The sequence below is a fragment of the Clostridium sp. TJA038 genome, from assembly GCF_058310255.1.
In genome coordinates, this window is sequence record NZ_JBZEFA010000001.1 from 1174715 (window position 1) to 1199929 (window position 25215).

Annotated in this window: 25 protein-coding genes; 2 read left to right on the forward strand and 23 right to left on the reverse strand. The window is 26.7% G+C overall.

The window, feature by feature from the left end; translation table 11 throughout:
• Positions 1-79: 79 nt before the first annotated feature.
• The 18 genes from AC4FQV_RS05530 to AC4FQV_RS05615 all read right to left on the reverse strand — a co-directional run bounded on the left by AC4FQV_RS05530 (position 80) and on the right by AC4FQV_RS05615 (position 15813).
• The gene (locus AC4FQV_RS05530) at positions 80-508 is read right to left on the reverse strand and encodes a GlcG/HbpS family heme-binding protein (RefSeq protein WP_491138253.1); all 429 of its coding nucleotides are present in this window, start codon (positions 506-508) and stop codon (positions 80-82) included.
• Between the two features lie 25 nt (positions 509-533).
• Positions 534-1046 (reverse strand): cob(I)yrinic acid a,c-diamide adenosyltransferase, encoded by a 513-nt coding sequence (locus AC4FQV_RS05535; protein ID WP_491138251.1) that lies wholly within the window; start codon positions 1044-1046, stop codon positions 534-536.
• A gap of 15 nt (positions 1047-1061) precedes the next feature.
• Positions 1062-1412, reverse strand: a complete 351-nt coding sequence (locus AC4FQV_RS05540) for a glycerol dehydratase reactivase beta/small subunit family protein (protein WP_491138250.1) — start codon at positions 1410-1412, stop codon at positions 1062-1064.
• A complete protein-coding gene (locus tag AC4FQV_RS05545; protein WP_491138248.1) occupies positions 1405-3252 on the reverse strand; it encodes a diol dehydratase reactivase subunit alpha in 1848 nt (615 codons plus the stop codon). Before AC4FQV_RS05545 ends, AC4FQV_RS05540 begins: the two co-directional genes overlap by 8 nt.
• Positions 3253-3269: 17 nt before the next feature.
• A complete protein-coding gene (locus AC4FQV_RS05550) occupies positions 3270-3695 on the reverse strand; it encodes a diol dehydratase small subunit (RefSeq protein ID WP_491138247.1) in 426 nt (141 codons plus the stop codon).
• Between the two features lie 18 nt (positions 3696-3713).
• A complete protein-coding gene (locus tag AC4FQV_RS05555) occupies positions 3714-4280 on the reverse strand; it encodes a propanediol/glycerol family dehydratase medium subunit (RefSeq protein WP_491138246.1) in 567 nt (188 codons plus the stop codon).
• Positions 4281-4293: 13 nt separating this feature from the next.
• Positions 4294-5958 (reverse strand): propanediol/glycerol family dehydratase large subunit, encoded by a 1665-nt coding sequence (locus tag AC4FQV_RS05560; protein ID WP_491138245.1) that lies wholly within the window; start codon positions 5956-5958, stop codon positions 4294-4296.
• 335 nt (positions 5959-6293) lie between these two features.
• A complete protein-coding gene (locus tag AC4FQV_RS05565) occupies positions 6294-7046 on the reverse strand; it encodes a response regulator transcription factor (protein WP_491138244.1) in 753 nt (250 codons plus the stop codon).
• Between the two features lie 17 nt (positions 7047-7063).
• Positions 7064-8296: a sensor histidine kinase gene (locus tag AC4FQV_RS05570; RefSeq protein WP_491164879.1), complete on the reverse strand. Its 1233-nt coding sequence runs from the start codon at positions 8294-8296 to the stop codon at positions 7064-7066.
• A gap of 153 nt (positions 8297-8449) precedes the next feature.
• On the reverse strand, positions 8450-9154 hold the full coding sequence (locus AC4FQV_RS05575; RefSeq protein ID WP_491138242.1) for an MIP/aquaporin family protein: 705 nt from the start codon (positions 9152-9154) through the stop codon (positions 8450-8452).
• 232 nt (positions 9155-9386) lie between these two features.
• On the reverse strand, positions 9387-10208 hold the full coding sequence (locus AC4FQV_RS05580; protein ID WP_491164883.1) for an MBL fold metallo-hydrolase: 822 nt from the start codon (positions 10206-10208) through the stop codon (positions 9387-9389).
• A gap of 47 nt (positions 10209-10255) precedes the next feature.
• A complete protein-coding gene (locus tag AC4FQV_RS05585; RefSeq protein ID WP_491138240.1) occupies positions 10256-10669 on the reverse strand; it encodes a hypothetical protein in 414 nt (137 codons plus the stop codon).
• Positions 10670-10688: 19 nt separating this feature from the next.
• On the reverse strand, positions 10689-11321 hold the full coding sequence (locus AC4FQV_RS05590) for a hypothetical protein (protein ID WP_491164887.1): 633 nt from the start codon (positions 11319-11321) through the stop codon (positions 10689-10691).
• A gap of 176 nt (positions 11322-11497) precedes the next feature.
• The gene (locus tag AC4FQV_RS05595) at positions 11498-13297 is read right to left on the reverse strand and encodes a diguanylate cyclase (RefSeq protein WP_491164889.1); all 1800 of its coding nucleotides are present in this window, start codon (positions 13295-13297) and stop codon (positions 11498-11500) included.
• Between the two features lie 145 nt (positions 13298-13442).
• Positions 13443-14366: a hypothetical protein gene (locus AC4FQV_RS05600; RefSeq protein WP_491164891.1), complete on the reverse strand. Its 924-nt coding sequence runs from the start codon at positions 14364-14366 to the stop codon at positions 13443-13445.
• A gap of 71 nt (positions 14367-14437) precedes the next feature.
• Entirely contained in the window at positions 14438-14716 is a 279-nt protein-coding gene (locus tag AC4FQV_RS05605) for a hypothetical protein (RefSeq protein WP_491138235.1), read from the reverse strand.
• Positions 14717-14731: 15 nt separating this feature from the next.
• Positions 14732-15067 (reverse strand): hypothetical protein, encoded by a 336-nt coding sequence (locus AC4FQV_RS05610; protein WP_491138233.1) that lies wholly within the window; start codon positions 15065-15067, stop codon positions 14732-14734.
• A gap of 29 nt (positions 15068-15096) precedes the next feature.
• Entirely contained in the window at positions 15097-15813 is a 717-nt protein-coding gene (locus AC4FQV_RS05615; RefSeq protein WP_491138232.1) for a ferredoxin-like domain-containing protein, read from the reverse strand.
• Between the two features lie 242 nt (positions 15814-16055).
• On the opposite strand from AC4FQV_RS05615, the gene AC4FQV_RS05620 reads away from it, so the two are divergent.
• Positions 16056-16700, forward strand: a complete 645-nt coding sequence (locus tag AC4FQV_RS05620; RefSeq protein WP_491164894.1) for a DedA family protein — start codon at positions 16056-16058, stop codon at positions 16698-16700.
• Between the two features lie 66 nt (positions 16701-16766).
• Here the strand turns inward: AC4FQV_RS05620 and AC4FQV_RS05625 are convergent, their stop codons facing one another.
• Positions 16767-17780 (reverse strand): alpha/beta hydrolase, encoded by a 1014-nt coding sequence (locus AC4FQV_RS05625; protein WP_491138229.1) that lies wholly within the window; start codon positions 17778-17780, stop codon positions 16767-16769.
• A gap of 217 nt (positions 17781-17997) precedes the next feature.
• On the opposite strand from AC4FQV_RS05625, the gene fliB reads away from it, so the two are divergent.
• Positions 17998-19146, forward strand: coding sequence for a flagellin lysine-N-methylase (fliB, locus tag AC4FQV_RS05630; protein ID WP_491164896.1), 1149 nt, complete (start codon positions 17998-18000; stop codon positions 19144-19146).
• Between the two features lie 30 nt (positions 19147-19176).
• Here the strand turns inward: fliB and AC4FQV_RS05635 are convergent, their stop codons facing one another.
• The 4 genes from AC4FQV_RS05635 to AC4FQV_RS05650 all read right to left on the reverse strand — a co-directional run bounded on the left by AC4FQV_RS05635 (position 19177) and on the right by AC4FQV_RS05650 (position 25208).
• Positions 19177-19863 carry an MgtC/SapB family protein gene (locus AC4FQV_RS05635; protein ID WP_491164898.1) on the reverse strand — a complete coding sequence of 229 codons (687 nt, stop codon included), beginning with the start codon at positions 19861-19863 and terminating at the stop codon, positions 19177-19179.
• Between the two features lie 175 nt (positions 19864-20038).
• A complete protein-coding gene (locus AC4FQV_RS05640) occupies positions 20039-20800 on the reverse strand; it encodes an SDR family NAD(P)-dependent oxidoreductase (protein ID WP_491138225.1) in 762 nt (253 codons plus the stop codon).
• 120 nt (positions 20801-20920) lie between these two features.
• On the reverse strand, positions 20921-21610 hold the full coding sequence (locus AC4FQV_RS05645; RefSeq protein WP_491138224.1) for a pseudouridine synthase: 690 nt from the start codon (positions 21608-21610) through the stop codon (positions 20921-20923).
• 421 nt (positions 21611-22031) lie between these two features.
• Positions 22032-25208, reverse strand: coding sequence for a DEAD/DEAH box helicase (locus tag AC4FQV_RS05650; RefSeq protein ID WP_491164901.1), 3177 nt, complete (start codon positions 25206-25208; stop codon positions 22032-22034).
• Positions 25209-25215 lie beyond the last annotated feature (7 nt).

Here is a 25215-nt window from a genome sequence, read left to right on the forward strand (position 1 = left end):
AACATTTTATATGTATTAAAATATATTTTAATATTTAAACTTTATTAAGTATTAAATATTATTACCTCTTTTTAAATAATTATTTATTGTTGAAACAATCAACAGCTGCTTGTGCTATAGCCATATCTTCTTCAACTGTTCCACCACTTACTCCAACAGCACCTACAACTTTTCCATCAACTATAATTGGGAATCCACCACCAAATGGAACTATTCTACAATTATTAGTTAATTGAAGTCCATAAAGGCTTTCTCCTGGTTGAACACATTGTGCAATTTCATGACTGCCTTGTTTTAAACAAGCTGCAGTATAAGCTTTATTTATAGCTATGTCTATACTTGTTAAAAAAGCATCTTCCATTCTGTGCATAAGCATTAAATTAGCTCCTGAATCAACAGCTGCAAAGATAACTGGAACATTTAATTCTAAAGCTTTAGCTTCTGAAGCTTTAGCCATTTCTTTAACTATTTCTAAGCTTAACTCTTTTTTATCATTTAATTTTTTCATAATTTTCTCCTCCTTTAAAATTTAATTATTTTTCTTCGTAATATCTTGCTATAGCAAATAAACAATCTGATAATCTGTTTATATACTTTTTAATCTCTTCTCTTAAAGGTTGAACCTCATTTAAAGAAATCATTATTCTCTCTCCTCTTCTAGCTACAGTTCTAGCTACATGAAGATTAGCTGAAGGTTTATTCTTACCTGGTATAACAAATTCTGTTAAAGGTCCTGCAATTGTCATATATTTATCTATTAGCTTTTCTAAATATTCTATATGTTCAAATTGAATTTTATCCTTTAAAAGTTCAAGACCTTTTTCATCACTAGCAAGCTCGGCTCCTAACATGAACAATTCCTTTTGTATTTTTTTAAGTTCCTTCTTCTCCTCTTCATCAGGTAGTTCAGCATAAGCTACACCTATAAATGATATTAATTCATCTATAGTTCCATAAGCATTTACTCTTAAATCATTTTTATCTACTCTACTTCCTCCAAAAAGAGAAGTTGTTCCTTTATCTCCAGTTTTAGTATAAATATTCATGTTAACACCTCTCATTTAAATATTTTTTAAAGGCATTCCTTTAACTAATCTTGCTGCATTAGCTCCTAAACTTCTTAAACAAACCTTTCCCTCTTCTATATTTATATAAAATAGTGGTTCTTCTAGCTTTAGCTTGTTAATAGTTAAGGCTACATTTCCCTCTTTATTAACTCCTATACCTACTGAAAGTTTTGAATCATCAGAAGCTAATTTAGCAAGCTCCTTAGCACTTTTTAAATCTTTATTTTTTATAGTAAAAGGAATTCCTTCTTCTTCTATTCCCCATAGAATTTCTTCTATATAATCTTCTTTTATATCTAAAGAAGTATATATAAATATACTTGGATGATTATAATCTTTAATCATTTTCCTTGACACCCTTTCTGTCAAAGGCTAAAACTAATCCTGTTGCCACAGCATTTCTTGGTCCTTCACAACCTCTTATATTTCCTCTTCCTGCAACTACTCCATAATGAGATAAAGCATCTGTTACTAATTCAGGAACTTCAAAATCTAAAGAAGAACCTCCAACTAAAACAACAAATTCTATATCTCTTATATTTCCTGTAGGAGAAACACTTTTTAAAGCTCTTAAACAGTTTGTTACAAAAACTCTTTCCTTAGCTGTTTTTCTAACATTCTTTATTTTTTCTATAGAAGTTTGACCATCTACAGGAATAAGCATTCCTTCCTTAAGGATCACTATTTTAGCAAAAACTGAAGAATCTAAAGGTTTTTCAAAGAATTCTACACTTCCATCTTCATGTCTTATATGGAATAAACTTTCAACCTTAGCTAAAGGATATTTCTTTATATCTTCTGCAAGACTAAAGTCTTCTATACCTAGTTCTGATTTAATAAGCATAGTTACCATATTACCTGCACCAGCTAAATGTATTGAAGTTATATTTCCTTCTTTATTTATAATAGAAGCATCTGTTGACCCTGCACCCATGTCTAAAATAGCTAAAGGTGTATTAGTACCTGGTGTTGTTAAAGCTCCTCTTATTGCCATGTCAGCTTCTACTCCACCAACTTCTACAGGAACACCTAACTTTTCTTCAAGTTTATTAGCTATTATTTGCATTTGAAGTTTATGTGCTTTAACCATAGCAGCTATTCCTACAGCATTTTCCATAGAAAACTCCTTAGCAAGACCACCTTTTACCTTTTGAGGTATAAATGTGTCTACAGCTAATAAATCTTGAATTTTTATGTCAGAAATATTTTGATTTGTTAAATCAGCCATAACCTGTCTAACCTTCTCAAGCATACCTCCAACATTAGAGCCAGCCTCTCCTCTTAAATCTTCTATAGGAGTACAAAGACTAACAGCCTCCATTATTTTATCTGCTCCCTCTTCAACATCAACAGACTCTTTTCTTCTAATTCCTGTTATATTTATTTTACCTGCTGGTATCTTCTTCTCTTTAACATCCCCTTGAGGAGTTTTAATTACAACAGCTGATCTATTTCCTATTAAAGCTCTAGATATAGGAACTATCATTTTAGTTTCCTCAGGATTTAAATCAAATACAGTAGCTATTCCATAAGGATTAGATAACTGTTTTATTACAGAACCTTGAGGTGCAACTTCTACAGCTGCCTTCATATTTACAGGAACTTTTTCTAAAAGCGAAACCTCATCAACTATAGGTATCTTTTTATTTAATCTATTATTTATTAAGACACCATCATCTTTTTGTATAATAGCAGCAGTTATATTTATTCCTCTTTTAGTAGCTTGATTCATCTTAAAAACAGCTTCTAAAAAGCTTATGTTTTTTAAAACTAATGGAATAAAAGCATTTTCATCTTTTATTTCCTCAAGATTTAACTTTTCTAAGTCTTCTAATCTTATAGTTTTTCCAATTCCTACTCCTAATCCTCCAGGTGTTGATGGATTGTGTCCTATCATAGTTGATTCTGTAATTATAGTTTCTGTTATAGTCTCCATAGCAACATCACCAATAACTGGTGCTGCTTCATTAATTCTTACTAAATCTAAATCCTCTAAAGTTAGGTTAGCTTTTCTTAAAGCTTGGTTTAAAGAAGAAATTACTCCGCTTATATTTTCTTCAGTTCCTTTAATTCCTGTAGTGGGAATTATCCCACTAGACAGAAATTCAACTTTATCTTTATAAACCTTACCTAAAGCAGTTTCAGTAGAAGAGTTTCCTATATCAATTCCTGCTATGATTTTCATCTTTTCACCTCTTGATTTTACTCTTCTATTCTTAATTTATTTCTAGTTTCATAAACTTCAGCAGCTTCTCTAACAAAATCAGCATTAACTTTAGCTTCATATTTTGTTTCAAGCTCATCAGCTATTTTATATAGTTCTTCTTTAGTTGAACGATATGGTCTTAAAGCATTATACATCTCTAATATTCTATCGTCTGGTACTCTTATAAGTTCTGCAGCTCTTCTAAAGTTTCTAGCTATAGCATCTCTATTCATACTTTCAGCTATTTGAGCTTGCATCTCTAAAGTTTCTGGTGAAATTCTTATATCCTCTGCATTGATTTCTCCACTTAAAACTTTTTCTAAAGTTATATCTTCTAAGGCTTTTCCTGTAGGAGTTTTTATATCTTCTTTTCTCTTAGAAGTTAAAGGATAATCTGCCGCAGTCATCTTCTTATTTTCCATGATTTCAATCCTTTCTAACTAAAACTCAACTTCTAATTGAACTGGTTTTTTACCTAATTCAACATGTTTTGTTTCTTTTATGTGTAATAAAGCTGCCTTTGCCATAAACTTAGGTCTAACCATTTGGTCATTTTTTACTGGTACTGGTGTTGGTGATTCACCTTTTGCATATTTAGCAGCATTTTTTCCGATTAATCTATAAGTTTCTGGTGTTAAAAGTGGGGCTTGTGAAAATAATTCTAAGTTGTTTAAAGGTAATAAATCTTTTTGATGTATTACAGTAGTTCCTTTAGATTGTATTCCTATACCTATACCTGACCCACTTAAACAAGCAGCATCATGAGCTATAAAAGATACATCTGAAGTTCTTAATATTCTAACAACTCTAGCATGTAATCCTTCCTCTTCTATTCCTGCTATAATTTCAAGTAAAGTTTCAGTATGAGGAACATCTACTATAGTTTTGTTTTGGTATTTTAAAAATGCAGGTGCTAATCCAATAACAACCTCATCTGATCTTAAACCAACCTTAGCTTCTCCAACTTCTTCAACTGTTATTTCTGGTATAAAAGTTCTTTCTTCCATTGACATTCTCCCCCTACTCTATATCCTCTGGTCTCATTACTGTAGGAACTTTTTTAATTTCTTCCCATCTTTCACCATCTAGTCTATATCCTGTTCCAGGTCCCATATAGTCATTTACATCATTAACAGCACTTATAACATTAAAGTCTTTATCTAAAATTGCTGAAGTTTGAAGATAATCTCCAGTAACTCTTTGCTTAAGCATATTTAACAGGTTGTTTGCTATATCTTCCATACCATTTTTGCTTAAAGCTTTTATTATATCTAATCCTGTTATTCTTCTCTCTAACATTTCTTCTGCAGCTTTTAAATCTTCAACTACATTTCTATTTGGCATCTCTTTACTTCCATGACAGTAAGTTGCAGCTTCTACTTCTTCATCTGTAACCTCTGGGAAGCCTAACTCTCTAAAGATTATTTGTATGCACTTAGCTGCTTTATTTCTAACCTTTATAGTTTCTTCTTCTGTAACTGGTCTTAATCCACCGTCAACCTTTAAGTCTCTTTGAAGTATGTTATAATCATCAAAGTCTTCTGCATCAAAGTTTGAACCTGCAAACATGTTATCATAGTTTGGAACTGCACTATATCCTGAGAATATAAAGTCTGTTCCTGGAAGCATTTGCATTAACATTCTTGCTGTTCTTCTTATATCTGAATGTGAGAATGTTTGGTCATTTGCTGACGCAACCTCTATATCAAGCATTGCTGCTATTAAGTTTTCTCCAAGAACTGCTCTTATTCCTGATGGAACCGCACCTGTCATACCTATACAGCTAACTGCACCATTTTGTAATCCTTGAACTCCTGCACCCTTAGTTATATATATACATCTTGACTCTAAGTAAAGCATTGATCTTCCTTCTGAATATCCCATTAAGGCTTCTGAACCTGAACCTGATGTAAATCTCATTTTAAGTCCTCTTGAAGCATAAGCTGATGCTAAAAAGGCTTTTGACCATGGAGTATCATCTCCATCTGTAAATACTGACTCTGTTCCGTAAACTGAAACTGTCTCTGCATAACTTGTAAGTCCTCTCATACCAAGGTCAAGTTCTGTAGCTTCCTCAACTGCACATTGAGTTAAAACTCCGCCTCTACCTACTTGTGAACCTACTAATATAGCTAAAGCATTAAAAGGTGCATATCTTACAATACCTACTGTAGTTTCTTGTTCTGCAAATCCTCTTAAAGCAGCTTCTGCCGCATCTGCTGCTATTTGAACTGGATTGTCCTTTACATTAGTTACATGGCATTGATTAGCAGGTGTTCTTCTAGCTCTCATTTTTTGAAGAGCCATCATCATCTCAACAACGTTCATTTCTTGAATTACTTCTACAGCCTTCATAGGTGTTATTGAAGTTGTAATTTTAACTATCTCATCTCTACTAACATTTATATCAACTAATCTTCTTGCTATTTCTTTAGATGAAAGTTTCATAGATGCTTCCGCGTCTTCTATGTTTATAGCATACTCAGCTATAAATTTATCTATCATATCAAACTCATCTCTAGATCTTCCGTCTAATTCAGTAATTATTCCATTTTCTATTTTTATTGATGATTTTGGATCATTTGGACTATCTAAAGCTATTAAGCCCTCATCAGCCCACTCTCCTATAAGTCCATCTTGATTTACAGGACGTTCTGATAATACTTGGAATCTTTTAGATTTCACTTTAACGTCTCCTCACTTTCAAATTAAAATTCATTTGTTAATTTTTTGTCTATGTCTAGATTTTAATATAATTCTAATTAAATTCCATTGAAAAATTTTAATCTGTTATGTCAAATTCTTGTCGTATTTTGAATAAAAAATAGGACTATTTTGATTTTAATTTCCTAAAAATCAAAATAATCCTACCTAAATATAATTTTTTTAACACCTTTACTAAAACTTTAACTATATTTTCCTATTAATAACTATATTTTTATATGATGTATTCCTCAAAATATGGCTTTTCCCTAAAATAAACCTTAATAAAAACACTTCTTTGTTAATTTAATAATTAATTATTTTTCCCTAAAAGCCTTTGGAGTTATACCAGTTATCTTTTTAAAAACTCTTATAAAATATCCACAATCATCAAAGCCTAAATCTAAGGATATATTTATTATAGGCTCTTTACTTCTTTTTAAAAGTTTCTTTGCCTTTTCAACCTTTCTTTCATTTATGTATGTTATTACAGTTTTTCCTGTTTCCTTTTTAAAAACTCTGCTAAAATATCCAGGACTTAAATTACAAAGAGATGCTAATTCTTCTAATTTAATAGTTTTATCCATATTAGCATCTATATACTTAGTTACCTTATCTATTAAATTATTCTCACTTGTTAAAGTTTTTTCTAAATAACTATCATATGTATTATTTTTATTTTCAATCTCTATATTCTTATTTTCAATTTTATCCATTATGTTATTTACAATTTCCATTAACTTATCTGGTTTTACTGGCTTTATTATATAATCTGAACCACCTAAAACTAAAACCTTATGTATAAAATCAAAATCATCATAAGCTGTAAGCATTATTATTTCTTTATTAGAATTTTCATTTTTTATAAGCTCTAAGGCTTTAATGCCATTTATTCCTGGCATCTTTATATCCATAATTATTATATCTGGATTAAATTCTCTGTTTAATTCTAAAGCCTCTTTTCCATTTTTAGCTTGAATTATATCCTTAACTCTTGAATTTTTCTTCAATATAGAGGTTAAAACATTTCTTTCTAATTGCTCATCATCAGAAATCATTATACTAAACACAAAATACACTTCCTTTTTTAAAGTTTTCTAGGTATTATAATTTCTACTTTAGTACCATTTTTAACTTTACTATCTATATTTATACTATAATCTTCTCCATAATAGTGAAACATTCTTTTATTTACATTGTTTATTCCAACCTTATCTAAATCTAATTTATCCTTATTTTTTATTTCTTCTCTAATTTCACATAATTTTTCTAAGGAAATACCTACGCCATCATCAGAAATTATAATTATTAACTTTTCTTCTTTGCTCTTAACTGATAAATTTATAGTTCCTCCTTGTTCTTTCTCTTCTATTCCATGTAAAACTGCATTTTCTACAAAAACTTGAAGAGCCATAAAAGGAATTTGAACATTAGAATCTTCTTCATCAAAACTTATATTATAGTGTATTCTGTCTCCAAAACGTACCTTTTGTATTTCTAAATAAGACTTAACATGATTTATTTCTTCGCTAAGTCTTACAAGTTTATTAGCTTTTTTCAAAGTATATCTTAATATATAAGATAAGTTGTAAATTACCTCTTGAGTTTTAGGGGCTTCTTCTATAATTGCTAAGGAAGCTATACTATTTAAAACATTAAATAAAAAATGTGGATTTATTTGAGATTGTAATGCCTTTAATTGACAATCCTTATATTCTTCCTCAAGTTCTAATTTACTTCTTTCAGCCATTGCAATTTCTATATTCTTTGTATATATTTCATTTTGAGTTCTCTTAAGCAATGCCTCTTCTACAATGTAATTGCTTACATGAGACATCATTTCAGATACAGCTTTTATTTTATCGAAACTAAGAACAGGTATCTTTTCATAAGCTTTCATAATTTTATCTTTAACATCACTTTTATATTCTAATTCTTTAGTTAACACAGCTTCTAATTCATGTTCATCTTCATCTGTAACTAAAACCTGCCCAACCATTACAGCTCCTAGATACTGACCATCAATTATTATAGGAACAGCTACATCTACAAGCCCTCTATGACATTTATATATATAAAAACTTCCTTCTCTAGCAGCTTCTAAGCCTCCTCTTGAATCACACTTTTCACAGAGCTTAGAAAACTCCTTTTGTTCTCTTATTAATCGGCAAAACTCACTACAACTACTGTGATTAGTTACAGGTACCCCCTTATAATCAACTGTAATCATAGCAAATTCTGTAGCTTTAGAAATGTCATCTTGTATTTTTTGAAAAGTATTTAAATCTAAAATTTCTCTAATATCTAATAACTTTGCCATATTTCCTCCCTTTCTTAAGAGCTTTAATAGTATTAATTTTATGGATTTTTAAAAAAATAATACTATTTAAGTTGAAAATATATTCATAAGTAAAAAAAATTATTATCTATATACTTATATAGATAATAATTTTAAATTTATTTACCTAGCTTATTAAAATATATTTACATAAACTAAGGCTCCACAAATTGCTCCTATTATTGGTGCAACTATAGGAATCCATGCATACTCCCACTTTGAGCTTCCCTTTCTAGGTATTGGAAGTAAAAAATGTGCTAATCTTGGTCCAAAGTCTCTAGCTGGATTTATTGCATAACCAGTTGGTCCACCTAAACTTAAACCTATGGCCCATATTAAGCATCCTACAATAATTACCTTAACTCCATAATCTATTTCTTGAGCTCCTATTCCTAAAACAGCAAAAGTTAAAACAAAAGTTCCTATAAATTCTGTTAAAAAGTTTATTTTGTGGTCTTCTATTTCTGGAATGGTACAAAAAACTCCAAGTTTAGAATTTTGGTCCTCTGTTTCTTCAAAATGATTATAATAAGTTATGTAGACAATGACAGCTCCTAAGAAAGCTCCTAAAAGTTGTGCAATTATGTATGGAATAACTTGTTGCCATGTAAATTGACCAATTATTGCTAAAGCTATTGTAAGTGCAGGATTAAATAAAGCTCCACTTACACTTGTAAACATTGCAGCTGGAATAGCTACTGCTAGGGCCCATCCTGTAGTTATAACTATCCATCCTGAACTATGTCCTTTTGTCTTTTTTAAGACTACATTTGCAACAACACCATCACCAAGTATGATAAGTAGCATTGTTCCTATTAATTCTGCTAATAATGATGCCATAAATTAAACTCCCTTTAAACTTTATGACATAAATGCAATTATTTTAAATAAAACTTTAATATTCTTTAAACAACAATTATACTATAATACACATGTTAAAAAATAGTCAAGATTATTATTAAAAAATTCTTTTTTTATTAATAATTTTAAGAAATTAACTAAATATTCTTGATTTATAATGAATTTTTTTCCATGTAAATCTTTTTATTTAGTTAAATTTTCAACATTTATTTTATATATTTAAAATCTCTCCTGAAGAAATATAATAAATTTTATCTTTTAATATCTCTTTTAACATATAAAAAGCTTTAAGTCCTGTACAATGGCATGTATAAAAATTACTATTTCTTTTCTTTAAATCCTCTCCTAAAGTATTTATAAAAGAATCACTTTCTATCTCTCCTGTACTAGGATTAAAAACATGAAAACCGCTTATTACATAATCTATATTTTTTCCTGCGATTTCTTCTGCCCTATCTAAAATATTTCTTATATCATTATGGGCACAGCCACCCATTAAAACCTTTAAATTATTCTCTGAAATAATAAGATTTTGTTCATGAATAAAATCATCTTCTAAATAAATTCCATTTTCTCTTTTATATAAAACTCTGTTAAAATCAGATGATTTATGAACTTTTTTAACTGTAGAAAAAATATATAATTCCTCATCTATTTTCAAATCACCTTCAGTTAATATTAATCTAGGATTGTTTTTTAAACTTTTATCTAACCCTATATATTTTTTAACATCACCAAAGATATGATAGTATTCATTAAAAGCCTCTTTATTTATATAAATTTTCGCCTTATCATTTATTTTTAGAAACTCCTCTAAGCCACCACCATGGTCATAATGTCCATGAGATATTATAACTGTATCTACCTCTTTTAAATCTACTCCTAATTTTCTAGCATTCTCTATAAAAACCTTTTTAGGTCCTAAGTCAAAAAGTAAATTATGCTTATCTGTTTTTATATGAAAGCATAAGCCATGTTTATTTTCATATTCCTCTGATATTTTAGTATTTTCAACTAATGTAGTTATTTTCAAAATCTCTCACTCCTCTTTTATGTAAAAAAACTCTTTATATTATAAATTTATAAAGGAAATATCTTTATACTTTTAGAAAGGGCCTCCTCCTCTTTGCTTAAATCTCTCGATACATACTTATAACAATTTAAAATCAAATTAGAATAAGTATTGAAAGCCTCTTGATTTTCAAAACCTTTTCCTTCAAACATTCTATCCATAATTTCAACAAGATTATTTATGTATAAATAAGGATTTATAAAGGTAACTAAATCTCTAAAACCATTTCCTTCTGATTCCTTAATATTATCTTGCAAAATTCTATCACACTCTCCCTTGCAACAAGGAATTACCCTAACTATCTTATCACTTTCATCTGTAATTATTTGAACCATAGACATTTCAACATCTTCCAGTAAATCTTTTCCACAAACTCTACATCTTATTTTCTCTTCATTAGAAAATACATTTGACTTTTCCATAATATTTATTTCTCCTTCTCTATAATAAATTCCTATAAGATAAAAGCTCTTTTATTTTTAAAATAGTTTTATCTTCATCTAAATTATCTTCATAATAGGTTACATAAATACTTCTGCCAGACTCTAAATGTAAAAACCAATTGTCTAATAGATTTAAATAAACATAGTCAATATAAGATTTGCTATATTCCTTTCCTACAAATCCATTTCCACTATTATAAACCTCATTGCTTACAGCATAATTAGAATGATATATTATATCTTCTTTATTATTCTGAATTAATTTTAACTTTCCAGAAAAATCTACAATTAAAGAATTATTATATCTGTCATCTCCTTCTATTAATACCCTTTTTAAATCTTCCTTTGTAAAAATATTAGGTTTTGTCTTTCTATGAACTATTATTTCAACCTTAAAATCCTTATCTTCATAAGGATTTTTACAGGTTTCTGAAACATTAACTTTCTCCTCACTTATTAAAAGAATATTGTTCTTAGATAGCCATTTTTCAGCTTCCTCATGAGTGTTAAATATCATATCCTTTTCAAAGTCAATAGCTAAAAAGTGTTCCTGTGGCTCCCAATTACTATCTTTTTTCAGTCTGTAAACTGATTCTAACGGTATTTTATAAGCATTAATTGTAAAAACCATATCCTCACCCCTAGTCATTAAATATGAGAACAAAACCAAATAATTACATTTAAATTATAACATTTTATTAACTCTTTGTACACATTTACAAAAAGTTAAGATTATTATTTAATAAAGAAAAAAACAAACTAAAAGTTAAAGTTTAGTTTGTTTTTTAATAGACTAATATTAATTTTTTATATATCTTTTAAATTTAAAAAAGCCTTAACAATTTTAGGGTCAAACTGAGTACCTGAATTTCGTTTAATTTCAAGTTTTGCTTCCTCTACTGTAAGCCTCTTTTTATAAACTCTTTTATTTATCATTGCATCATATGCATCTACAACACTTATAATTCTAGCTAAAAAAGGTATCTTATCTCCCTTTAATCCTAAGGGATATCCTAAACCATCATATCTTTCGTGATGAGCTAAGATATAAGGTGCTATTACTTCATAATCTGGATTAAAAAGAGCAATCCTATATCCCTTTTCAGAGTGAGTTTGTATTATCTCATATTCTTCCTTTGTTAAAGTTCCTGGTTTTCTTAATATATCCTCAGATATTCCAACCTTTCCTATATCATGAAGTTTAGCTAAAAGCTTTAATTTATCTAAATCTTCATCAGATAGATTAAGAGCTTTTCCAAGCTTTAAAGCATATACCTCCACTCTCGATATATGTTCTTTTATATCCTCATGCTTTAAAAAAAGTTCCTTGTTTAAAGTATTTATTATGTTCTTTTTTATTTTATTTTCCTCAATTAACTTTTCTCTATAAACCTTATCCTCAGCTTCAACTAATATTTCAGCTATAGATTTATTCATTTCATTTTTACTAGAAACACCTAAGGCTATACTAAGAGGCAGAGCTGTTTTATTATTTATCTTACAGTTTTTCTTAATTCTTTCACAAACTAAATTAGCTTCCTTTTCAGTTGTTTTAGGAAGTAAGATACAAAATTCATCTCCTCCCCACCTAAATATAAGGTCTTCTCTCCTACAAGAACCCTTTATTACCTTAGAAATTTCCTTTAAAATTTTATCTCCTTCTAAATGTCCTAAAGCATCATTTATTACCTTAAGACCATTTAAATCTCCCATGATAAAACTTAAAGGTAAATATTCTTCACTATCTAACTCTCTTAACTTTTCGTCAAAGTAAGCTCTATTATATAATCCTGTAAGCTTATCTCTATAACTCATATTTTTTAATCTATTTTCTAGAATAGAGTTTTCAGTAATATCCCTAATAACTCCTACAATCCCTGTTACTTCTCCCTCTTTATCTATTACAGGAACCTTTATTGATTCAATATACTTTACTTTATCATCTAATTTAACCTTAATTTTCTCTGTTATCTTTTCCTTGTTTTTTATAACATAATTATCTTTATCAAGAAAACTCTTTAAAATCTTTTCATCTTTAAATATACTATTTCCTTCTAAATCATTTTTAGAAAGACAATTTAAATCTTTTCCTATAATTTCCCCTTTATTTTTCTTGTAATATTCCTTTACTAAGGCATCATTACATTTTAAATATTTGCCCTTATTATCTTTATGATATACTCCATCAGGAATTGAATCTACAATTACATTTAAAAGGTCCTTTTGACTTATAAGTTCTTCTTCATATTTCTTTCTTTCACTTTGGTCTTGTAAAATCCCTAAAAAACAGGTTACTTCACCATTTTCTTTAATAGGTGCTAAATAACATTCTAAAAAAGCCCCCTTTGGATAATCTAACTTTTTTTCATATCCTGAAAAAAGCTTTGGCTTTCCTTCTTTAAGAACTAATTTATAATTTGCAATATACTCCTTAGCTATATCTTTAGAATATATTTCCTCTATGCTTTTTCCTATGATATCCTCTTTTTTTAAATTAAGCATATCTGCATAATATTTATTTGCAAAAATAAATCTATTATCTAATCCTATTAACCAAACTGAATAAGGTATGTTATCTAATAATAACTCTAATAAATTTGAATTCATATATTTCATCCTCTTTACTTCCATACTATTAGACTTTAATTTTATCACAAAAAACTGTTCATGATAATTTTTTAAATTTTACATTTTTTTAAAAATAAAATAACCTCACCTAAATTTTTAACTTTAGATGAGGTTATTTTCTTATCTACTTACTATTTATCCTTTTTTTCATCTCTTTTAAGCTTTCTGCTAAATTATAATAAGTATCCTTTTTAAGAAGATATTTAATTATATAAATAGCCTTATGATATTCTTTTACTTTTTCATAAGTTAAGGCTAAATAATAAAGATATATATCTTCTTCTTTTAAACTTATAATATCTTCATAGTATTTTATAAGCTTTTTATAATAATATTTTTCTAAATTTTCTTCTTTCTTAAGAGATTTATCACTTAAAGAGTATATTTCTATTTTATAACATTTATATACTTCCTCTAGAAAAAATATAATATTTAAATTTTCTTTCTTTTTTATATTCTCTAAAAACATTTCGCTATAATAATGTTCACACTCTTTAAAGGCTCTAATAAACTTATCTTCTTTTAACTTTAAAATATATAATTTATTTAAAGAATCTTCTATTTTAAATCCTACCAATATAAAAATTTCTTTTTTTACATTTAAAAGAACTATCTCCTTAAAGCATAATCCTTCTCCTTTAAATTCATCCTTAATAACATAATGATTTTCCCCTTCTTTTTTTAATAATACTAAAGAAGGTGTTTCTAAAGAAGATTTTAATATAATAAACTCTTCATTTTTATCCCTTAACCTAATAATATTCTTTTTTATTAGTTCTTCTAAAGTAAAAAAATCTTTCCTAAAAAAGTCCTTATTTAAACTTTCAATATCATTCCCCTCTTTTTTAAGAGAGTTTCTACTTAAATTATTTAAACTTACATTAGGTTTTATAAAATCATTATTATCTTCTAAAGAATAAAGACCTATAAAAGAAGATTCCATAGTTTTTATACATCTTAAATTACTACTATCTTCATAAGAAAATTCATAAAGAAGCTCTTTATCTTCTTTATTTAAAATATCTAATTCTTTATTTAAGTTACTCATTAAGATTCTTCCTTAAATTATTAATTAATATATTCTATTTTCTTACTTTTAAAAAGGTTATATAAATATTTTTAATTCTTTTTTCTTATTATTTTATACCAAAGTCTATTACTCTTAGGAAATTCTTTTTTTTGAAGATATTTCAAAGTTCTCTTTAAATCTTTTTCATCTAAATTTAAAAATACATCTCTTTTAAATCCATTTTCATGCACTTTATATAAATCTTTATCTATTTTTTCTATTTCAATTTCTCTATCTTTTTTAAAGCTTTTAAAATTAACCTTTTCATTTATTTCTATTCTCTTTGCTGTATATAAAGCAACATCTATAAAATCCGCTATATTTACCACTCTAAATACATCCCCCTAAGCTTTATTTACATTTTTTAATTTAGAAACAAGTTTTGTAAATTCCTTTTTTATAACTACATTAGAAATAAAAAATACACTTATCTCTTCATCCTCAAAAATATATGCAACTCTACAATCTAAAGAAGGCTCTAGAGGAATTTTATACTCATATATAGTTTTTCCCTTATACTTATATCCTCTAACCTTCTTAATCTTATGAGGATTATTATTTATTAAATCTAAAGTAGAGTTATAGATTTTATCTTTTATATATTCTTCATGCTTTTTATTATGTTCAAAAAATTTTTCTAAATATATATTATCCTCAATAACTATTTTCTTTTCAATCAAAGATATCATCTCTTTTCAAAAATTATTTTTTATGAAGCAAACCTATTTAAAAGTTTTTCTTCAAAATTATCATATCCCATTCTCTCAATAACTTCTGCAAGTCTTTCTTTCCCTTGTGCAGTTTCTTTATAACATTCTATAACAGTTTCTAAAAGAGGAATAATTTCTTCTTCCTTAAATAATCTTTTCATAGGTTCTGCTTTTCTTGATTTTCTTCCTGCTCTTCCTCCTAAAAAAACTAAAAACTCTATCTTCTTACTTTCACTATTTAAAGAAGGTAAGATAGAAAAATCATTACTTTGAGCCTTTCCATAACTATTTGAACAACCAAAAACTCCTATTTTAAATTTAGAGGGAACCTCTCTACCTAAAAATCTATCCTCTAAAATTTCTGCAATTCTTCTAGTATCACAAAGTCCATGCTTACAAACAGTTCCCTTACAAGATAAAACTGCTCTAACAGTTTTTCCTGCTCCTCCTATTCTAAGATTATTTTCCTCAGCTCTTTCAATAACCTTATATATATTCTCCTCTTTTATATAAGGTATCTCAATAGTAAGCCTACTAGTTAAACTTATTTCTCCATTTCCATAATCCTTTGCTATTTTAGAAATAGCATCTATTTCCTCTGCTTTAAAATATCCTGCTTTACTTAAAAATCTTATAGCATAAAAATCTTCTTGCTTTTGATTTAAAATTCCTTTAGCTTTTAACTCTTGCTTTTCTTTTAAAGTTAATTTACTCATTTGTATACTCCCTATTTAATAAAAATATATTTTATAAATATATTATAATATGTAATTATATATAACTACTATATTTATTTAATAGAATTAACATAATTATATACCTATATATTTTCCCTTAATTTGTTTATTAATTTAAAAAATAATGTACTTTTTTAACATTTTATCCTTATTATTAATGAATATTTATTATTTACGTAATATAATTAAAGATAGATTTATTAATATGTTAGGAGATTTTTATGAACTTAATTATGAATTTTTTTGATTTAATACTACATTTAGACAAGTATTTAAGTGTTTTTATTCTCAATTATGGAACATTTACCTACTTACTTTTATTCTTAATAATTCTTGCCGAAACTGGTTTAGTAGTTACTCCTTTTTTACCTGGAGATTCAGTAATATTTGCAGCCTCTGCCTTTTGTGCTTTAAAGATGATGAATATTTTTATATTAGTTCCTTTACTTTTAATAGCTGCAATTCTTGGAGATAGCTTAAACTATAGCATTGGTAAGTTTTTAGGTGGTAAGTTAATTTCTAAATCTAATATTATAAAAAAAGAATATATAGATAAAACTAATGGCTATTACAACAAGTATGGTGGAAAAACCTTAGTTATAGCTAGATTTATTCCAATAATAAGAACCTTTGCTCCTTTTGTTGCAGGCATTGGAGAAATGAACTATAGAAATTTTTTATTTTTTAATGCAGTAGGAGGATTTATCTGGATTATAATTGTTTCCTTTTTAGGATACTTTTTTGGAAACATAAAAATAGTTTCAGAAAACTTTTCAATAGTTATTATAGTTATAATAATTATTTCTATATTACCTGCTATAATAGGAGTTTTTAAAGCTAAATTATCCCCTAAATCAACTACATAAAAAAATAAACAGCAAATTTGCTGTTTATTTTTTTATTATAAAGTTTTATCCTTTAAAACTTATACTTTACTTTACATATTTATTTAAAAAATCATCTATTGTTTCCCAATAAAGCTTTGGATTAACCTTACTTGCCTTAGCATGTCCAGCCCCTTCTATTATTAACTTTTCCTTTTCAGCAGAAGATGCCTCATAAAGCTCATCTACCATAAAAGAAGGAACAAAGGTATCTTCATCTCCTTGAATAAATAAAGTAGGTGTTTTTGATTTTGCAGTTTGAGAAATTGGAGAAGATTCATTTATCCAATATCCCGCTCTAACCTTAGTTATTAAATTTGCAACATGCATCATTGGAAAAGCTGGAAGACCAAAAAGCTTGTCTAATTGGTATGCAAACTCGTCCCATGCACTAGTATATCCACAGTCTGCTACAATAGCCTTAACATTACTTGGAAGATTTTCTCCTGAAGTATTAAGTACTGTAGCTGCTCCCATTGATATTCCATATAAAACAATTTCTGCATTTTTATCTTCTTTAACTATATAGTTAATTAAATCTATAATATCTAAACGCTCGTCCCATCCCATTCCGATATAATCACCTTCACTACTTCCATGACCTCTTAAATCTGGAATTATAACATTATAACCCATGTCATAAAAGTTTTTTGCATAATATGAAGTTAACTTTCCTTGTGAAGTATATCCATGCACTGTAATAACCCATTTATTAGAATTTGGATTTTTTATAAGATAATTGTGTAACTTTAATCCATCTTTTGAAGTCATATATAAATCTTCATAACCACTTTGATTTAAAAGCCACTCTTCACTTGAAATACTAACAGGACCACTAGTACTATCTACTGTAACAACATCTTTGCTACTTTCTGTTGAATCAAAAACTATGTCCTTTGGTGTATCTGGGTTTATAGCTAAATTATATAAATAATTTCCTCCAAATCCTAAAGCTAAAATAATAACTATTACTACTGCTATTAATATTCCACAAATCCACTTTTTTCCCTTTCCCCACTTTTTCTTAGTTTTAATATCTTGTGTTTTATTTGCTGTACTCATATAGCTCTCCTTAAAAAAGACTTTTTGTAAGTCATAATTATATCACGAATTATTTTGATTATCAAATATTTATTATTTAAAACAATTCTAGTAGCAAAATATTAAATAGATTTATTTATTTTTATAATTTTACTTTCTAAAAAAATTACTAACTATTTATAGAGCTAAGTGATAAAATATTAAGGCAGTATAATTTTACACGAAAGATGGTGTTGTTTTGAAAACAAATTTTTTTATTCCAAAATACATGAAAAACTTTAAATGTATAGGTCCTAACTGTAATGATACTTGCTGTGTTGGTTGGGACATTAACATAGATGAAACAACTTTTAAAAAATATAAAAAGGATAAAGGAACTTTAAAAAAATTAACAGAAGGAAAATATATAAAAAATTCTTCCTCAAAGGATTATTTTAATTTTGGATTTATGAAAATAACAGAGGAAAATAGATGTCCTTTCTTAAATGAAAACTTACTTTGTGAAATTCATCAAAAATGTGGTGAAGAAAACCTTTCTATAACCTGTAAAAGATACCCTAGAGTTTTTAATATTATAGACAATATATATGAAAAAAGTGGTCTTCCTTCCTGTGAAGAAATATGTAATATAGCTTTTTTAAATAAAGAAAAAATGGAATTTATTGAAACAGTAGAAAATATTAATCATAATAATTTAGAAATAAGAAGAGTTATAGATACTGAAGCCTTTTTAGATTCAAATAACCTGCTTCAATACTTTTGGGATATAAGAATAATTTCTATAAATATTATGCAAAATAGAGATTTCTCTATTGAAGAAAGACTTTCCATTTTAAAATTATTCTATTCCAAATTAGAAACTTTAAAAGAAAAAGAAAAATTCTATGAAATAGAAATGCTCTTAGAAAATTTAAATAATAGTTATCTAGAACTTAATAAAATTTTTTCCCTTACTACTCCTCCTTTAATAAAAATACATAAGGATTTTTATTTTACTATTCTAGAAAAAAATCTTTCAAATAAAATAATAGGAAAAAGACTAAAAGAATTTATAATATCTTTGAAAAACAATAAAAACATTTTTTCTAAATTAAAAAACTCTAATGTAGAAAATTTAGAAGCTCCTTTAAAAAACTACTCTTATATTTTTGAAAATTATCTAGTTAATCAAATTTTTAAGGATATTATTCCCTTTAATAAAGGTGAAAAACTAAGTCTTAGTGGAAAAAAACTTATAAATACCTATAACTTAATAAAAGCCTATTTAATCTTATACTCTCTTTCTCTAGAAAAAGACATTTCAGAAAAGGATATAATATATTTAATTCAAATTTTAAGTAAAGATATAGAGCATAATAAAGTTTTTGAAGAAATTCTAAATTTATAAAATAAAGGGAGAATATTTCTCCCTTTATTTTTACATTCCAAAACCTATCTTTTTTACCTTATTTATATTTTCATTAATTATAAGTCCACTTACTATTTCATTTATACTAACAAATTGAGGAGCCTCTATTCTGTATTCGTATACATTCCCCTCCTTAGTTTCAATATTACTTATTTTTATTTGATACTCCTCAAAAAAATCATTTATCTCATTTAAAGCCTTAATATCATTGCACTTTATTTCCATATTTACATTCCTAGTTCTTATAATAAATCTATCTTCAAATTTTTTTAAAGAAATTAAAACTAACAAAATACTAGCTCCACTAAAAATACTTATAGCATAAAATCCCATACCAATTGCAATTCCAACTCCAGCTACTGCCCACATAGAAGCCGCTGTTGTTAAACCTTTTACAGTTCCCTTAGTCTGTATTATTGCACCAGCACCTAAAAAACCAACTCCTGAGATAACCTGACATACAATTCTTCCTACATCAACATGCAAAATACCATTAATAGCTTGATTTTGAACTATTTCTTCAATAACAAAATGTCCTACTTGAACTTGTATAAGACCTGCAATGGTAGCTCCTAAACAAACTAGCATATGTGTTCTAAAACCAGCTGGTCTATTTCTATATTCTCTATTGCACCCAACTAAGCCCCCTATTACTATAGATAAAACTATTCTTATAATAACTTGTTCTATATCCATTTTATTCCCAACTTTCTTTAATATATTTTATCCGATAAATAATGTTTATTATGTAAAAACTTGTAATATATTTTTAGTTTATACCTTTGCAAGATAAAAATCAAATTTTTACCATATAACTATTAAAATAAAAGTAGGAATTCTTAAAATTAAGAATTCCTACTTTTATTTTAAACTATATAACTACTGCACCATCTACAGATAAAATTTCTCCGCTTATGTAACTTGCCATATCGGAAGCTAAGAATAAAAAGGCATTTGCTATATCATCAGCTTGTCCAACTCTTCCTAAAGGTATATTACTAGCTATTCTTTTAACTAAATTTTCATCTAGGCTTGAAACCATGTCAGTTGCAATCACTCCTGGTGCTACCGCATTAACTCTTATACCATCTTGTCCAAGTTCCCTTGCTAAAGATTTAGTTAATCCATTTACTGCAAATTTTGATGTTGGGTAACCAACTCCTGTTTTTTGTCCATATATACTTACAACAGAACTAGTATTTAAAACAACACCAAATTTTTTCTCCTTCATTATTTCTGCACAGGCCTTAGTACAATTAAATATAGCATTTACATTAATATCAATTATCTTAGAAAAGTCCTCATCACTTTGGTCATATATAGCCTTGCTATCACTAACCCCTGCATTGTTTATAAGTATATCTACAGTTCCAAATTTCTCTAAAACCTTAGAAACCATATGATTAACTTCTTTTAAATTTAATAAGTTAGGATGAAATCCTATAACCTTAAAGCTTGGGTCTATATCCTTTAATTTTTCTAATGCTTCATTAACAGTTTTTTCTCTTGAACCGCATAAAGCAACTTTAGCACCACATTCTAAAAATTTTCTAACTGTTGCAAAGCCAATTCCTCTTGTTCCACCAGTTACTATAACAACTTTATCTTTAATACTTTTTGATAACATATCCATTTATCTCACCTCTTATACATATATTTAATCTTTCTCTTACTTAATATAATAATACAAGGTGATTAATTATAGTTGTAAATAATTAAATAATTTTAAATCAATATCTTTTTAATTTAAAACTTAAGAATTTAATAATTTTTTTAACTTTAAAATTTCTTCTTCATTTATATATTTCCATTTTCCATATTCTATATCATCAATAGTTATATTAACTATTCTAATTCTTTCTAATTTAACTACATTAAATCCAAAAACTTTACTCATCCTTCTTATCTGTCTATTTAACCCTTGAGTTAATATTATTGAATATGTATTTTCATTTATTCTTTTAACTTTACAAGGCTTTGTTAACTTACCTAAGATAAAAACACCCTTTTCCATCTTCTCAATAAAATCTTCGTAAAAAGGATTATCTAAAGTTACTATATATTCCTTTTCATGATTATTTTCAGCTGCTAAAACTTGATTTGCTAAATCACCATCATTAGTTAAAATAATTAAACCTTGAGAATCCTTATCTAATCTACCTATAGGAAAAACATAGTCCTCTATGCCTAAATAATCTATTATATTATTTTCTACCTCCTCTGAAGCTGTGCATACAACCCCTACAGGTTTATTAAGAGCTATATAAATTTTCTCCTTCTTAGCTAAGGGTTTTCCATCTAAAAGTATTTCATCACTTAACTCAACCCATTGTCCTTCTATACATGGTTTACCATTAACAGTAACCCTTCCTTCTCTAATAATTTTATTAGTTTCTTTTCTAGAGCATATACCAAAGTTACTAAAAAGCTTATTTATTCTCATTATAAAATCTAATATCTCCTTTCAAAAGTTACTTTCTAATTTTACTAAATCTAATTAAATAAATATATAATTATTAAACTTAGAAAATATATTTATTTTAACCAAATTTTAAAATTTAGTTTATATATTACAAATAGTAGTTTATAATGTAAATGTAGTATATTTAAAGAACATACTTAGGAACGTATGGTTATACTATAAACTTTCGGATTTTCTGTTAGCCTGTTTTTTATATTGTATTTTTAAAAGTAAAAACCTTCTTTACTTTTAAGATAACTTGGATGATTTTTATGTATAATAAGATTTATTAATCTTATTTCTTAAACTCTCTAACTTGGTTTGCCACCAACTAACTACAAATACAGATAATGGTTAAATTATAAAAAGCTAAGGTATTAAAATATCTTAGCTTTTTATAATTTTATTCAAATAACTGAATTATTTCTTCTTCTGTAAGACGTCTTAATCCCTTTCCATCCATAGCTTTTCCATCTATTAAGGACTTTATAAGTTCTCTTTTATATTCTTGCATTAATAATATTTTTTCTTCAATAGTATCCTTTGCAACTAACTTTATAACTTCAACCTTATTTATTTGTCCAAATCTATGAGCCCTATCTGTAGCTTGATCTTCTATAGCTGGATTCCACCAAGGGTCAAAATGTATAACTAAACTTGCAGAGGTTAAGTTCAATCCAACACCTCCTGCTTTTAAAGAAATCAAAAATACTTTTATATTATCATCTTCATTAAATCCTTTAACCCTGTTTAATCTTTCTTTAGCTGAAACTGCCCCATCTAAATACATATAGGAAATACCCTCTTTTTTTAAGGATTCTTTTATTTTTTCAAGTACTGAAGTAAACTGTGAAAATAATAAAATCTTTTTATTATTACAAATAGCTTCCTTTACAATCTCCTTAACAACAATAAGCTTACTACTCTCTCCACTATAGTTTTCCATAACTAAGGATGGGTCTAAACATATTTCTCTTAACTTTGTCAAATAAGAAAATAAATTTATTTTATCTTTACTATTTTTATCTTTTAATTTATCTTTTAAATTTTTCACATAGGTATTATAAATCTGTTTTTGTTTTCCTCTAATCTCTACTAAGTATTTTTTCTCTATCTTTTCTGGAAGCTCTTTTAAAACCTCCTCTTTAAATCTTCTTAAAATAAAAGGAGCTATTAAATTTTTTAATTCTTCTAAATTGCCTTCATCTAAAATAAATCTTTCTCTAAATCTTTCTCTAGTAAACAAATATCCTGGCATAACAAAATCAAAAATTGACCAAAGTTCCATTAAATTATTTTCTATAGGTGTTCCTGTTAAAGCTATATTGCATCTTGATTTAATACTTTTAACAGCTAAGGTTACTTGAGCCTCTGGATTTTTTATATTTTGCCCTTCATCTATAATACAATAATCAAAGTCCAATTCTTCATATAACTTTTCATCATTTTTAATAGTTCCATAAGTTGTTAATAAAACATCATATCTTTCATAGGAATTTTTCTTTCCTTTAGAGGAAGTATTTTTTTTAGAGTTAATTCCATTTTTAAATTCTTCTAAAAGTTTTTCCCTTTTAGATTTACTACCATGAACCATTAAAACCTTTATATCTTTAGCAAATTTTTCAAACTCCTCCTTCCAGTTATATATAACTGAAGTTGGAACTATAACTATACTTTTACTCTTTTTTTGGGATAATAAAAAAGCTATGATTTGAATAGTTTTACCAAGCCCCATATCATCTGCTAAAATACCTCCAAAGCCTAAATGAGTAATTTCATTAAGCCATTTAAAGCCTTCTTTTTGATAAGGTCTAAGCTCTGCATTTAAGTTTTTTGGAACAAGTTTTCTTTTAAAATCCTTGTTTATAAGTTTTTCCACTATATGTTTAAGAACTCTTCCTCCTTTTATAAAAGAAAGATTTTTATCCTTTAATTTTTCTTCTATATACAAGACCTTATTTTTATCTATATAAACCTCATTATTTTTTATATTTTCTAAGCCTAAATCCTCTAAAAGATTTAAAAATCCAACTATAGCTTCATCTTCTAAATTTAAATATCCCTTAGAACTTTTATAAAACTTATTCCCACTTTTCATAGCTTCTATGCTCTCTTTAAAATTCTCTAAAGTAAAATCTAAAAAATCAAATTTAAGCTTATAAAAATTATTAAAATCTATAAGTTCTGAGGTAATAAAAGAAGAATCTATAATTTTAAACTCCTTAAATTCTTCCCCTATTAAAACCTTGCCAAAGTCCTTTAGTTTTTTAATTCCAACTAAAAAAAGTTCATATAAGTCTTCTTCATTTCCTATAAATAAAAAATCCTCTTCTTTTTTTATAAATTTAAATTTTTCAAGTTGAAATTCAATAAGTTTTTCTATTTTTAAATCTCTTAAAAAACTATTATTTTTTTCATCTCTTATTAAGTCAATTATGTATCCACAATAATCTATTTTTACATTAAAATATATTTTTTCTTCTTTTTTATAAAGAAAAAATCTTGCCTTCATAAGTTTTTTCTTTAAAATTTTAATATTTTCATCTAAAACAATATTATTACTTATATTTTTAAGAGTTTCTAATAAGTTTCTTAAAGTATATAAATCATTTTTATAAATAATTTCATTGTTTTTCAAAAACAATTTATGAATTGGAATATAATATTTTAACTGTTGTTTTCTTGGAAGATATAAATTCCTATCAAAAAACATTACATCTCCTAAAGTATTTAAAAGGACAGGAAACTTTTTATGATGGCTTAAAATTAATCCTTCTTTCCTCTCCTTTAAGGTTAGGTATACAGGCACCTTTTCCTTTTTAACATTAACTTTATAATTTATAGAATTAATATTAAAGTTTATTTTCTTTTTTTCACTTATTAATTTTAAAAAGTCCCTTAAATTATTCTGTTTTATTTTTAAATACCTTCCACTTATATCTTCCCTATTATCTACTAAAAATCTAAGAATTTTTTTATCTTCTTCTAAAAACTCATCTTTTAAGGGATTATATGTAAACCCATTAGGAAATTCTAAAGGTTTTTTCAAAGTATTTTTATATAAAAAATCCTTTAGGTCTAAAATTAAGCTTGTATTTACTATACCTATTTTAAATTCACAGTTATATATGCTTACACCCTCATTTAAAACCTGCTTAATATCTATATCTAAAGATAAAAATCTTTTTTCTTCCTTTTTCTTTTCCTCTCTTTTTACAAATTCATTATTTATCTTTGATTTTTTTCTTACCTTTTTTCTAACTAAGGAACAGAAAGCTTCACTACTTGCAAAAATATGTTTACACACATAATTTTTTATATGTTTACTATTTTCTTTAAAAATTTCACAGCTACAATTAGTACTTATTATCTCACTACTTGTAATTTCTATTTTTATGTGAGTATTAACTTCTCTATTTCTATCCTCATTAAATAAACTTCCATAAATATGATAAGTAGCACCTATCCTTTTCCCTTTAACTTCTTTTAAATATGCTTCCTTAATTAATTTTTTTCCTTGTTCTTTAGTAAAACTAGAAGTTTTTCTAACTAAGTTCTTATTAAAAGTATCTAAATTCAAAGGCCTC